The 11,930-nt window shown below is 67.1% G+C and carries 12 protein-coding genes; 10 read left to right on the forward strand and 2 right to left on the reverse strand.

Features of this window, described 5'->3' with window-relative positions:
* Positions 1-14 precede the first annotated feature (14 nt).
* Positions 15-704 (forward strand): TrmH family RNA methyltransferase, encoded by a 690-nt coding sequence (locus tag EV380_RS15350; RefSeq protein WP_242607652.1) that lies wholly within the window; start codon positions 15-17, stop codon positions 702-704.
* 110 nt (positions 705-814) lie between these two features.
* Here the strand turns inward: EV380_RS15350 and EV380_RS15355 are convergent, their stop codons facing one another.
* Complete coding sequence (locus EV380_RS15355) at positions 815-2,713, reverse strand: HNH endonuclease signature motif containing protein (protein ID WP_130451842.1); 1,899 nt, start codon at positions 2,711-2,713, stop codon at positions 815-817.
* Positions 2,714-2,947: 234 nt separating this feature from the next.
* Between EV380_RS15355 and EV380_RS15360 the strand changes: the two genes are divergently transcribed.
* Positions 2,948-4,330, forward strand: coding sequence for a lipase family protein (locus EV380_RS15360; RefSeq protein WP_207219452.1), 1,383 nt, complete (start codon positions 2,948-2,950; stop codon positions 4,328-4,330).
* Here the strand turns inward: EV380_RS15360 and EV380_RS15365 are convergent.
* Entirely contained in the window at positions 4,327-5,052 is a 726-nt protein-coding gene (locus EV380_RS15365) for a TetR/AcrR family transcriptional regulator (protein WP_130451844.1), read from the reverse strand. The two genes, EV380_RS15360 and EV380_RS15365, sit on opposite strands and share 4 nt — an antisense overlap.
* Before the next feature lie 121 nt (positions 5,053-5,173).
* On the opposite strand from EV380_RS15365, the gene EV380_RS15370 reads away from it, so the two are divergent.
* From EV380_RS15370 to EV380_RS15405, 8 genes are all read left to right on the forward strand, one after another.
* The gene (locus tag EV380_RS15370; RefSeq protein WP_130451845.1) at positions 5,174-6,136 is read left to right on the forward strand and encodes an NAD-dependent epimerase/dehydratase family protein; all 963 of its coding nucleotides are present in this window, start codon (positions 5,174-5,176) and stop codon (positions 6,134-6,136) included.
* 107 nt (positions 6,137-6,243) lie between these two features.
* Positions 6,244-7,266 (forward strand): class II fructose-bisphosphate aldolase, encoded by a 1,023-nt coding sequence (gene fbaA / locus EV380_RS15375; protein WP_130451846.1) that lies wholly within the window; start codon positions 6,244-6,246, stop codon positions 7,264-7,266.
* An 8-nt stretch (positions 7,267-7,274) separates the two neighbouring features.
* Positions 7,275-7,694 carry a DUF3151 domain-containing protein gene (locus tag EV380_RS15380; protein ID WP_102158214.1) on the forward strand — a complete coding sequence of 140 codons (420 nt, stop codon included), beginning with the start codon at positions 7,275-7,277 and terminating at the stop codon, positions 7,692-7,694.
* A gap of 85 nt (positions 7,695-7,779) precedes the next feature.
* Complete coding sequence (locus EV380_RS15385; protein ID WP_165391983.1) at positions 7,780-8,214, forward strand: SRPBCC family protein; 435 nt, start codon at positions 7,780-7,782, stop codon at positions 8,212-8,214.
* Positions 8,215-8,309: 95 nt separating this feature from the next.
* Complete coding sequence (locus EV380_RS15390) at positions 8,310-8,654, forward strand: DUF6507 family protein (protein WP_130451848.1); 345 nt, start codon at positions 8,310-8,312, stop codon at positions 8,652-8,654.
* Complete coding sequence (locus EV380_RS15395) at positions 8,651-10,084, forward strand: hypothetical protein (protein WP_130451849.1); 1,434 nt, start codon at positions 8,651-8,653, stop codon at positions 10,082-10,084. Before EV380_RS15390 ends, EV380_RS15395 begins: the two co-directional genes overlap by 4 nt.
* A 33-nt stretch (positions 10,085-10,117) precedes the next feature.
* Positions 10,118-10,522, forward strand: coding sequence for a hypothetical protein (locus EV380_RS15400; protein WP_130451850.1), 405 nt, complete (start codon positions 10,118-10,120; stop codon positions 10,520-10,522).
* Positions 10,519-11,910, forward strand: coding sequence for a hypothetical protein (locus EV380_RS15405; protein WP_130451851.1), 1,392 nt, complete (start codon positions 10,519-10,521; stop codon positions 11,908-11,910). Before EV380_RS15400 ends, EV380_RS15405 begins: the two co-directional genes overlap by 4 nt.
* The last annotated feature ends 20 nt before the right edge of the window (positions 11,911-11,930 follow it).

An 11,930-nucleotide genomic window follows, 5' to 3' on the forward strand; every position in this document is an offset into this window, starting at 1 on the left:
ATTAAGCTGGGCGGGTGAACCACACCGAGATTCCAGACAATGCCGCGGACGCCGCAGGCGATGCCCAGACGACGCCGGCGCAGCAGCCGGTCCAGGAGGTCGGCGTCGGGCCGTGGGAGGGGCAGTGGCCCGAAGGCGAGCACTGGGATCCCGACTTGCTGCGCGACGGCGATCGGCGCAACGTGCTGGATCAGTACCGGTACTGGAAGCACGACGCGATCGTCGCCGAGCTGGATACTCGCCGGCACGAATTTCACGTTGCGATCGAGAACTGGCAGCACGATCTGAATATCGGCACGGTGGTCCGCACCGCGAACGCGTTCCTGGCCAAGGAGGTGCACATCATCGGCCGCCGTCGCTGGAACCGGCGCGGCGCCATGGTCACGGACAAGTACCAGCACGTGCGCCACCACCCGAGCGTGGACGAGTTCGTCGAGTGGGCGCGTGCCGAGGGGCTGGCGATCATCGGCGTCGACATCTTCCCCGATTCCCAGCAGCTCGAGACCTACGACCTGCCGCGGAACTGTGTGCTGGTCTTCGGTCAGGAGGGCCCCGGCCTGAGTGATGAGGTCCATGCAGCTGCCGAGACGACGTTGTCGATCGAGCAGTTCGGCTCGACCCGCTCGATCAATGCGGCGTCTGCGGCCGGCATCGCCATGCATGCTTGGATTCGCCGCCACGTCTTCGGTCAGCGCTCTTCCTGACCTCGCCCCGCCGCACCTTCCCGTCACGCGTTGTGCCGGTTCGTCGAGGGAGTGCGCGCTGCTCTGCCGTTTGACTCTGCCCATGTCCGCTGACCGGTGAGCCCGCGCGGTCAGAAGGGGCAGGGGCGGAAGTACTCGACGATGCTGCGTTCCATCCGCGCGCTGAGGCGTTCGAGTTCCCCGTTCGGGGCGCCGACGCATTCGCGGTCCCGAGTTCCGGGGAGATCCCGGCTGCCGGGCAGCGTCTGCAACCACAGGCCGGGACCGTGCCGGTAGAAGTCCAGGCCGGCCTCGCCGGTGTCGACTTTAATGGTGCGGGCGCGGAACATGGTCGCTACCTGCCGGACGGCTCGCGCCGGGGCAGCGCCCCAAGGCGCATCGGGCAGAGTGACGCGGCGAGTGCCCCAGAACGTCTCGACGTCGAGAGTCCCGTCCGGCTGCAGGTCGAAGGTCAACAGGCCCCATGACTTCAACCGGTGGCATCGTTTGCACAGACTCACGAGGTTTTCCAGCCGGGTCGCCCCGCCATGCTGGTACTCGACTACATGGTCGGGTTCGCACGCACTGGCCCGGCGTCCGCAGCCCGGGACTCTGCAGGTCCTGTCCCTCAGCGCGAGGGCACGTCTCAGCGCGGCCGGTGGCCGGTAGGCGTTGGCGTCGAATTCGGTGATGGCTCCGGTCCACGGATCGGTGACGACCCGGGTCCACGTGCCGGCCTGCGGCAGGAGGTCGGCCAGTTCGTCGAGGCCGAAAGCGCCGAACCTCTCCGCTTCGGCGAGTCCGGTGGTGATGTCATGCTGATCGCCGCCTGACGGGCGGATCGGATCTGCGTGAGCGACCGGGCCGGTGGCGTTTGCGGGATCCGGGCGGGCGGCGGAAGATGCTTCGAGCGCGCCGATGAGGGAGGCCGGGACCGTGACGGTGATAGCCGGTTTCACGTTCGACAGGCCGACGGCTTCCGGCCCGGAAAGCAGCATATCGACGAACGCGTCAGCTCGGATCTGCCTCGCCGTGCGCGTTTCGGGAGTCTCCTCGCCGGCTTCGGCACCGTCAGGGGCCGTCTCTATGTGCCCGGGGAGACCGGGCCGGGTGCGGGACTCCGGGCTGGTCTGAACCGCGGCGTACTCGGCGAGCCGGCGGTCGATCGCCTCCGCGGCCGCCGTGGGGATGAATGCAGTCAGATAGCACATGCCGTCGTCGGCTGGGTCGACGGCGACGAACCGGTCTGCCCACGCTCGGCGGTGCCGGGCGCCGAACGGCTCGTCGAGCTCGCGCTCGAGGCGGCGCTTGCCGTACCGGTCCAGCTGTCCCGGGGTCTTGCCGGGGGCATGGGCGAGCACGTCGTCGCAGAATCCCCGTCGTCGTGCTCGGCACTCATCTCTGGAGGCCCGCAGGGCGCGTTGATGCTCCTCGAGGGACGCCGGGTCGTCGCTGACGGGCGCGGGGACCTCTGCCGGGACGATCTTGGCGGCGAGATCAACCGTGTTGCGAGTGTGGATCGGGCCCGCCTCGCCTGAAGCCAATGCGTCGAGTACCGCAGGCACTTCGCGGCTCAGCAGTCGAGCGCGCGTGAGTTCGCGGGCTGCGCTCTGCCGGGCAATGCCTTTGACCGACGCGATCTCCTGGACCGCCGCCTGCTCCGGAGCGTCTGCTGCGAGGCGCCCGGCGGACACGGAGCGCGCCATGCCTTCCGAGGAAGCTGCGACCTCGTCGAGTTCCGCCGCGAGCTCCGCTTGCGCGTGTTCCTCGAGCCGCACCGCGGCCTCGTAGGCGGCGGCCTCGGCGAAACAGCGCAATCGCTCGGCGAACGCCAGCAGCCCCTGCGGGCCCATGGCCGACGCGGCGGCGTCGACGGCGTCCCGACCCGACCGGAGGGCAGGCGAGTCGGGGGTGGAGAGCTTGGTTTTGAGCGACGGCGGGGCGGTTCCGGGGCGAGGTTTCGGCGGCGCGGGCTCGAAATCGAGGAGGACGTCCCCGATCTGGATGCGAAACCGCTGCGCCTGAACCATGACTCAATTATAGAAGATTGCTTCGAGAAGCAATAGCCTTTAGTCGAATAAAACAAGAGTGAAATCGGCCCCTCGGGTGCGGCGTGGAGTCGTTCTGCTTGACGCCACCAACGGTTCCACCCTTTACGATCGGCCTTGATCGGTCTAGTCTGTGTCGTGGCTCACATGTTACCGGAAGGTAGTTCGTGTTCGAGCCGGCGGCAAAGACGCCGCACATCGACGACGGGAGTCCGTATGACCAGGCGCGAAGACCAGACCGGCGGCCACTCCGCTGAAGTACGAGGCCGAAGCGATGCCCGCCACCGGCGCAGCATCTCCATCACCCTGACAGCGCTCATCGCCGCGGCGTCGCTCGTCGCGGCCGGCAGTCCGGCACAGGCGACGGCGGACCCGGCCCCGGCACAGGAGGAGTTGACGGATGCGGGTGCGGCCACGGACGGCGATCTCCTGCGCGAAGAGGCGCTCGAGGAGCTCTCGCGCTCCGTTGACGGGGACTTCTACCTGCCGCCCTCCACTCTGCCCGACGGGCAGGGGACGCTCATTCGGAGTGAGTCCGCGGAGTTCTACCTGGACCCCGTGCGACTCATCGAGCCGGACGCGACGGCCACGCGCATCATGTACACCTCCACCGACGCCCACGGAGCGCCGATGGCCGTGACGGGAACGGTGCTGGTGCCGAACCGCGCTTGGTCGGGACGTGGAGAGCGGCCGCTCATCGGGTACGCAGTGGGCACCCAAGGGGCGGGCGACCACTGCGCGCCGTCTCGGCAGATGGCCATCGGCCAGGAGTATGAAGGCCCCATGGTCGCGGCACTTCTCGAGGCCGGGTACGCGTTGGCGCTCACCGACTACCAGGGTCTCGGCACCCCCGGCGCGCACAGCTACATGGTCCGCGCCGCGCAGGGGCACGCCGTCCTCGATTCGCTGCGAGCCGCCCAGAACCTGGGGCTGGACGGTATCGACGCCGAGAACCCGGCCGCGCTTGTCGGCTACTCGCAGGGCGGCGGTGCCTCGGCGGCCGCTGCCGAGCTTGCGCCGGACTATGCGCCCGAGCTGCAGCTCAAGGGCGCCTATGCCGGCGCGGTCCCGGGCGATCTCCAACAGGTAGCGACGAAGATCGATTCCACGCTTTACACGGGTTTCCTCCTCTTCGCGATGTCCTCGCTCGACTCCCAGTACCCCATCGACCTCACCTCGGTCCTCAATGCGGCCGGTCGGGACCGCGTCGCCGCGGCGGCGGACCAGTGCGTCGTGGACGGGCTCGCGGGCCACGCGTTCGTCAACACCTCGACGCTGACCACGACGGGAGAGTCGTTCACGGACCTCTCGCGGCGGGCCCCATTCGCCGGGGTCCTCCAGGAGCAGCGGATCGGCGCGGGGCGCGCCCCCGAGGTGCCGGTCCTGCTCTCCCACAGCCTGCTCGACGACGTCATCCCCTACCGCGCAGGTCGCGGGGTGGCCGAGCGCTGGTGCGATCAGGGCGCCGTCGTCTCCTGGGAGACCACAGCCGCGCCGACGCACCTCGGCGGCTACGCGGCGGCCGTGCCGCGCGCGCTGCTCTTCCTCGAAGCGCGCTTCGCCGGGGCTCCGGCCCTCTCGAGCTGCTGGCGTATCTAGTTCTCGCCCGTAACGATCGCCCAGGCTTGCGCGATCGAGGCGTCGAAGAGCGGCTCGGCTGCCGAGCCGAGATTGCCGGCGTGCCCGAAGACCTCCTGCGAGATCGTGCCCAGCAGCAGCATCCACGCGGTGGCGCCGGCAAGGACCAGGTCGGGGTCGAAGGTGGTTGGCTCCTGCGAGGCGTCGCCGAGCAGGGCGCGGACGACGGCGGCGCGTGCGTCAGGTGCCAGGGGCGCCAGGCGCGGGCGTGCGCCGGCCGCCGCGGCGTCGGCGTAGAGCGCCATGAGGCGCGCGATCACGCGGGTGCCGGACGGCGTCGTCAGCTCTCCCGGGGCGTGGTAACCGGGGACGGGTGATCCGTACACGAGTGCGTACTCGTGTGGATGCGCGAGCGCCCAAGCGCGCAGGGCGTGCGCCATGGCCCGCCAGCGCCCGGGCAGGTCGTCGGGGTCGATCCGAGACTCGGCGCGCTCCACCTCTGTTGCGGCGGCGTCGAAGGCGGCGACGATCAGTCGGGTGAGGAGTTCGTCGCGGTTCTCGACGTAGCGGTAGAGCGCGGAAGGTGCGAGGCCCATGTCGCGGGCGACGGCCCGCAGGGAGAGTGCCGCGGCGCCGGTTTCGGCGAGGTGGCGGCGTGCGACGGAGAGGATCTCGGTCTCGACGGCCCGGCGGTGGCGCGCTCGCGCGCCGAAGGGGAGGGCGGCGTCGGGCGGTTGATCCATGCCGTCATCCTCCCGGCTGGGCGGCGACGGAGCAAACGAGAACGGTGTTCTTGATTGTAGAACGGAAATAGTGAACACTGTTCTCGGAAGAGTCGTGCGGGGCGGACGAGGGGACGGGAAGATGGGCAGGTACGCGGTACTCGGGGCGGGGCCGGTTGGTCGAGCCGTGGCCGGACGGCTGGCAGGGGCAGGGGACGAGGTGCTCCTCGTCAGCCGTAGTGGGCGAGATCCGGGCGTCGACGGTGTCCGCGCGGTCGCCGGCGACGTCTCCGACGCGGCGGCGCTGCGCCGGCTGACGTCGTCGTGCGCAGGAATCGTCAACGCCGTCAACCCCGGCGCCTACCACCGGTGGGCCGCGGACTGGCCGCCGATCGCTGCGGCTGTCCGTTCGGCAGCCGAGGGGCGGCGCCTCGTGTTGATCGGCAACCTCTACGCGTACGGACCGGTGGCCGGCCCCATGGTCGAGGAGCAGCCGCTGCGCCCGCACGGGGTCAAATCCCGGCTTCGGGCGGAGATGTGGAACGACCTGCTCGGTGCTCATGCGCAAGGCGACCTGCTGGCCGCGGAGATCCGATCCTCGGACTACGCGGGCCAGGGGCTGCCGGGGACCAGCATGCTCAACGAGTTGATCGTGAAGCCCCTCGTCGCCGGGCGCCGGTGGGTCACCTCTCTGGCCGGCGCGCCGGGCGCGCTCCACTCCTGGACCAACGTCGACGACGTCGGCGACCTCGCCGTCGCCGTGCTGAAGCGGGGCGATTCCGGTGCGGCCTGGGGGAGGGCCTGGCACACGCCGAGCGCGCCGCCGTCGTCGTATCAGGGCGTCGCCGACGAGGTGACGCGGATCCTCGGCCGGGCGCCGGTGCGCGTGCGCCCGCTGCCGCCGGCCGTCTTCGCGGCGGCCAGCGCCGTCGTGCCGCTGCTGCGGGAATTGCGGGAGACGAACCACCAGTTCCAGCACGATTTCGTGCTCGACGACGCCGCGGCGCGGACCGAATTCGCCCTGACGCACACCCCGTGGGAACGCACGCTCGCCGAGTCGATCGACTGGTTCGTCGAGCGCCGGGCGGGCGCGGGCCGCCACTGAGTGACGTCCGTCGAAACACGCCATCGGATGTGACGGAGTCTGCCCTAGGATGGAACGCAGACAGTGTTGTCCCGACCCCATCTAAATGCGAGACGTCAGGAGACGGTATGCCCATCGCTACCCCGGACAAGTACAACGCCATGATCGATGCCGCGAAGGCCGGAGGGTTCGCCTTCCCCGCGGTCAACGTGACCAGCTCACAGACCCTGAATGCCGCGATTCGCGGCTTTGCCGAGGCCGAGTCCGACGGCATCATCCAGGTCTCGACCGGTGGCGCGGCCTACTGGTCCGGCGCCTCGGTCAAGGACATGGTCATCGGGTCGCTCGGCTTCGCCGCCTTCGCCCGCGAGGTCGCCAAGAAGTACGGCGTGAACATCGCCCTGCACACGGACCACTGCCCGAAGGACAAGCTGGACGGCTTCGTCCTGCCGCTGCTCGAGGCCTCCGAGGCCGAGGTCAAGGCCGGACGCGACCCGATCTTCAACTCGCACATGTGGGACGGCTCGGCCGAAACCCTCGAGGAGAACCTGCGCATCGCCGCGGAGCTGCTGCCGCGCACTGCGGCAGCCAAGCAGATCCTCGAGGTCGAGATCGGTGCCGTCGGCGGCGAGGAGGACGGTGTCGAGAACGACATCAACGAGGACCTCTACAGCACGGTCGAGGATGCGCTCGCGACCGTCGAAGCCCTCGGCGCCGGCGAGAACGGCCGCTACATCACCGCCCTGACCTTCGGCAACGTGCACGGCGTCTACAAGCCGGGCAACGTGCAGCTCCGCCCGGAGATTCTCGCCGACATCCAGAAGCAGATCGGAGCGAAGATCGGCAAGGACAACCCGTTCGACCTCGTCTTCCACGGCGGCTCCGGCTCGACCGACCAGGAGATCGCGGACGCTGTCTCCTACGGCGTCATCAAGATGAACATCGACACCGACACCCAGTACGCCTTCACGCGTCCGGTGGCCGGCCACATGCTCTCCAACTACGACGGTGTCCTGAAGGTTGACGGCGAGGTCGGCAACAAGAAGACCTACGACCCGCGCGTGTGGGGCGCCAAGGCCGAAGAGTCGATGGCCGCGCGCATCGCTGCCGCCGCCGGTCAGCTCGGCTCCGCCGGCAAGTCGATCAAGTAGTGGCGTCCGTGAGCGACTCCCTCGGTAAGAACCTGCTCGGCATCCCGGAGACCCTCCTCCCGGAGGAGACCGACGTCGACGCGAAGTTCGCCGCCGGTGCGGAGGCTGTCGACGTCGCCGCGGCGCACCCGACGTCGTCGCTCGCCTGGGCGGTCCTCGCCGGCGAGGCGTACGACGACGGACAGTACGTCGAGTCGTATGCGTACGCCCGCGTGGGCTACCACCGCGGTCTGGACTCGCTGCGCAAGGCCGGCTGGCGCGGGCAGGGCCCGGTGCCGTGGACGCACGAGCCCAACCGCGGATTCCTGCGCTCGTTGTACGCGCTGGGCCGTGCGGCCGCCGCGATCGGCGAGACCGACGAGGTCGAGCGGATCAACCGCTTCCTCGATGATTCGGATCCCAACGCGAAGGCCGCGATCGAAGCGTAGGCCGTCCGACGGCGTCGTGCCGCGCTTCGGCGAAACTGTATCCTCCCCCTTCCGCATGCTGTGCGGAAGGGGGAGGATGTTTTTCATGGAGGCCATCACTGCACTGGAAGACGAGATCCTGATCCACCTGCCGCAACCGCGTGTCTGGTCGCTGCTCACGGACTGGACCGCGGCGCCCGAGTGGATGCCCGGCGTCGACACGATGCACGCCCACGGTGCCGCGGCACCGGGCCAGGTGCTGCGGTATACCGCGGGCGATCACGAGCGGCAATTGTCCGTCGTGACGTACGAACCGGGCGGCGCGCTGACCTTGGCGACGGGTTCCGACGGCGCGGACGTGCGCATCGAATACGGGTATCTGCTGGTGGCCGAGGGCGACCAGACCAGGTTGCGGCTGCGCGTTGGCGTCCGGGTCAACGGTGACGGCGGGAACGGCGTTGGCGAGCTCCGGGAGGCCCTCGCCGACGCGGAATCCGGTCAGCTCGAGTCCTTCCGCGCATATGCCGAGAAAGCGCCGTAGGCCCCGCCCACTGACATGGGTACTTCTCCCCATCGCGGTTCCACTGTCGATTCGTCTAATGTGATCTCTGAGAAGAAACAGCAGAAGGGATCATCATGGGGTGGGGCACGTGGGAGGTACATCCCGGCAATGCACGCGGTGTTGTCACGCGGACCGAGTCCGAGATCGAACGGCTGGAGAAGAAGGATACGCCGCTGATCAACCGATTCGAAGCTGCTGCGGAAGCATGTGATCATCTCGATATCGGCGATGCCCTCGACACCCTCCTGAGCGACTTCGCCGGGCCCGTACTTACGCAGGCGCGAAATTCCGGGCTCTACTTCTGCGGCAAGACGCGTGAAGCCATCAAGGGTTTCGTCGATGGCGACGAGGAGATGGCCGTCGAAGCGGAACGGGCAATCTACACCATGCCTGCGACCGGAGAGGAAGACGGAAAATGAGCGTCGACACATCCAATCTGCCCGAAAAGCTCCCGGCGTCTGCCGGCATAACGCAGGCAGCTTCCCGGATCCGGTCTCTCGGCGGTTCAGTGGAATCGATCTACACTGACGTGGACAGCGAGTGGAAGAACATCACTGACCACTTCAAGACGACCCACGATCAGCAAATTCTGGGCGCGCCGGCCAAAGTCATGCATCCGAGCGTCGAAGCCTTCAAAGGCACCATGGACGGGGTTGCGGATGCACTGGACGATTTCGAGTCCGCGGTGGACGGTTTGAGATCCCGCTACAACGACGTGAAATCGGACGCCAGGACGCATAACGCGATCCCGGTGGCAGACCAGAGCGACAGCCATTCAAGCGATGAAAACACCCTGCAGGAGCGAGTCGACAGCGTCGCCAACGACTACGATGCGGCGGTGAGCACCTGCTCCAGCGCCATCCGGAACTTGAATCCCGCGTATCTGCTCGAGGGACACGATCCCTCGGAATTGCATGAAATCAACGTTCCCGCCTATCTCTTTCCTCTCCTCGGGGTCGCCCCGAGGAGTGGAGCGGCAACGAATGCGGTCGTCTCGCAGTTGTCGTATAAGAACGGGAAGCTCAATTTCACGTTCAACACCCAGAACAATCCATTCATGACGCAGCGGGGCATGCCCGAGAGATACAACATCTCGGAGCGGAGCCTCAGAGCCCTGAGCGTTCCCGAGAGCTATGTGGAACGCATGATGCGAGCCAGTGGTGTGGATCCCGAGCGCCTGTCCAGCAACAAGACGCGGGAGATGCTGCGCAATCTGCCGGAGCAGAGCGCGCTCGGCTGGCTCGTGCGGAAGTATCCGCATCTGAAGAGCAGTTCGATGAGCGTGAATGGGCGTGACGTCAGGCTCAACATCCGTCTGTCGGCTGGCAACGGGACACCTCCGACGAATACCCGGGCTCCGTTCCGGCTGCCGCCGGGGGCGAACAAGGCCATGAACGCCCTTGACAAGTTCGGCAAGGTTCTGACGCCGCTCGATTACGGGGTGACCTTCTACGGTTCGTTCTCCGAGGGGTACAACGATTCGCTCGAACGCAACCCCGACGGGACAATGGAAGAGCACGTCAGGGCTGCGACCGTCGACGCGACTGTTGTCACGTCGTCCAAAGCAGCGGGCGAGATCGCCGGAACCATCGCGGGCCGGGCGGGAGGTGCCGCTCTCGGGCAGGTTCTGATCCCGATTCCTGGCGTCGGCGCAGCTGTCGGCGGGTTCGTCGGTGGCTGGGCCGGAGGTGTCGTCGGCAGCTGGGCTGGTGAGAAGGTCGGTGGTCTCATCAACGATCTCAGACATTCGGAGTTCGCCAGTGACGCTGTCAGTGCCGTCAAGGATGTCGGTAGTGCCGCCGTGGACACCGGCAAGAAGGTTCTCGGCGCACTCAACCCGTTCGGTTAGTCGGAAAGGTCATTCTTGTTAGCGCTTGTCGTCTTGTTCATCGTCGCGATTTCCGCCCCGTTCTTCATGATTGCCGGTCGAGCATGGTCGGGCCGATCCCGCCGATGGGCGGTGGACCGGCCGGAATATGGTGCGTTCCACCGGCTGAACTATCTGCCGTTGAAGGCAGGCGCGGCCGGGATCTGGGTTCTTTCCTTCATCCCCGGTGCGATGGCGCGGGTCTCTGGATCCGACGCGGCTGAGGCCATCGAGTTCTACACCGTGTTCCCTGTCGGTATGGTGCTTGTTGCGGCCAAGTTCTGGTGGCCGGCTGCCCTGGCACCGCAGTGGCAGAAAGAGTGGGTGGCCCGCGGCGGTGATGTCGGAGCCGTGGACGTACCGCTATGGGGCCCCGGCGAGACAGTACCGGAACGAGCGAAAAAGAAGGGTCTGCAGTGAGCGCACAGAGCACAACCAGAGTGAACGGCATCGGTCGGGTGCTCACCATGGAGATTCCCGGCACCTGGGTCGCAGCCGAGCCCAGCCCTGAGGTGGAGCTCTTCGCCACCATGCCGCCAGCAGAAAACGAGTTCACGCCGAATATCGCAGTGACAGCGCTCCCCTACACGGGAACTCTGGCCGATTTCTCGCGTAAGGCAATGTCGTCTCTCGCATCGGACCTCCGTGAGGGCCGGATCGTGAACGTGGACGAGTGGGCGCAGCGGATCGCTGTGAACGATGCCGACGTCGTCGTTGAGGACGAGTACGGTCTGCCCCAAGCCGCGCATGAGGGCCGGCTCATCGAGTACACACATCGGAATCCGGAGGGTGAAACGGTATACGGCGTCGACTATCTCTACCTTGAAAACGGCTGGGCGATTCAGGCGAGCACCACGACCTCCTTGCCGTCTCGGATCATTTTCGATGACGCCTTCCAGCAGATCGTACGATCAATCGAGGTTCTGCGCTCGCCGAATCGAGATGATGTTGAGGGTCGAAGGATCGAGATCGGGTCAACCCTGGACAGGATCGCCACGGCTGCAGAGAAAGTCGAGCGGGAAGAGCTGTTCGAAGAACTCGCCCGAAGCGCGTCGATCGGCGTCGGAATCTGGATGACTGGAGAAGCGCTCGCGCGGACGTCCGAATTGCAGGATGCGGTACTAGGACGACTGGCGGCGGCCTCCGATCCCGTTCTGGCCGAGCTGATCGATCTGGGCATTGTCGAGAATGGACGGCTCAGCGCGCTCGGCGAGTTGATATCGGTGGCCCTGACCGAATCGGTGGTCCGCGTGAGGCTGACCGGTCGGTTCGGAGACGGGGAGACGATGCTCCAGATCTTCGTGCTCGGTCCCTGGGCCGTGGTTGCCGCTGAGCAGGGGTACGGGCCGCGTGTCTTGAACCAGCCGTGGCATCCGGATGATCCGGCCCGCTTCAATGTTCAGGTTCTTCCGGTGACCGAAGTGACGTCGGCCATGCTTCGCTGGGCGGGCGCAGGCCCGGCCTGGAATCTCCACCTCGAGGTCCCGTTCATCCCCATCCCCTTGTTCGAGGAGCGTCTGGGCGGGGAAGCGCCTTTGCCGGAGGGCGCCGGGCCGGTTACCGGCGCTGTGTGGCAGAACCCCTGGTTCTCTTGGGGGCTGGATGTCGAGACAAATGGCGAGCGCGTTGACCCGATTCACTACGTCAATGCGGGGGACCGCGGCCACTACAGAATCGGCCTTGCTGACAACCCTGTGACGGGCGCGGGGGAAGTGCTCCTGTTGCCGACTGACAGCGGCTTCATTTCGCGCCAGTTCGAGGATTCGCTGCAGGCGGCGATTTTCGGGCGACCGACCGTCCTGTCCTGACTTAAACGCGACGGGCACGT

It is taken from the genome of Zhihengliuella halotolerans (genome assembly GCF_004217565.1).
Lineage (GTDB): Bacteria > Actinomycetota > Actinomycetes > Actinomycetales > Micrococcaceae > Zhihengliuella > Zhihengliuella halotolerans.

Excerpts from the sequence above, each read along its gene's own strand:
- EV380_RS15355 (WP_130451842.1), bottom strand. The coding sequence starts at position 2,713 with ATGGTTCAGGCGCAGCGGTTTCGCATCCAGATCGGGGACGTCCTCCTC.
- EV380_RS15360 (WP_207219452.1), top strand. The coding sequence starts at position 2,948 with ATGACCAGGCGCGAAGACCAGACCGGCGGCCACTCCGCTGAAGTACGA.
- EV380_RS15365 (WP_130451844.1), bottom strand. The coding sequence starts at position 5,052 with ATGGATCAACCGCCCGACGCCGCCCTCCCCTTCGGCGCGCGAGCGCGC.
- EV380_RS15370 (WP_130451845.1), top strand. The coding sequence starts at position 5,174 with ATGGGCAGGTACGCGGTACTCGGGGCGGGGCCGGTTGGTCGAGCCGTG.
- fbaA (WP_130451846.1), top strand. The coding sequence starts at position 6,244 with ATGCCCATCGCTACCCCGGACAAGTACAACGCCATGATCGATGCCGCG.
- EV380_RS15385 (WP_165391983.1), top strand. The coding sequence starts at position 7,780 with ATGGAGGCCATCACTGCACTGGAAGACGAGATCCTGATCCACCTGCCG.
- EV380_RS15390 (WP_130451848.1), top strand. The coding sequence starts at position 8,310 with ATGGGGTGGGGCACGTGGGAGGTACATCCCGGCAATGCACGCGGTGTT.
- EV380_RS15395 (WP_130451849.1), top strand. The coding sequence starts at position 8,651 with ATGAGCGTCGACACATCCAATCTGCCCGAAAAGCTCCCGGCGTCTGCC.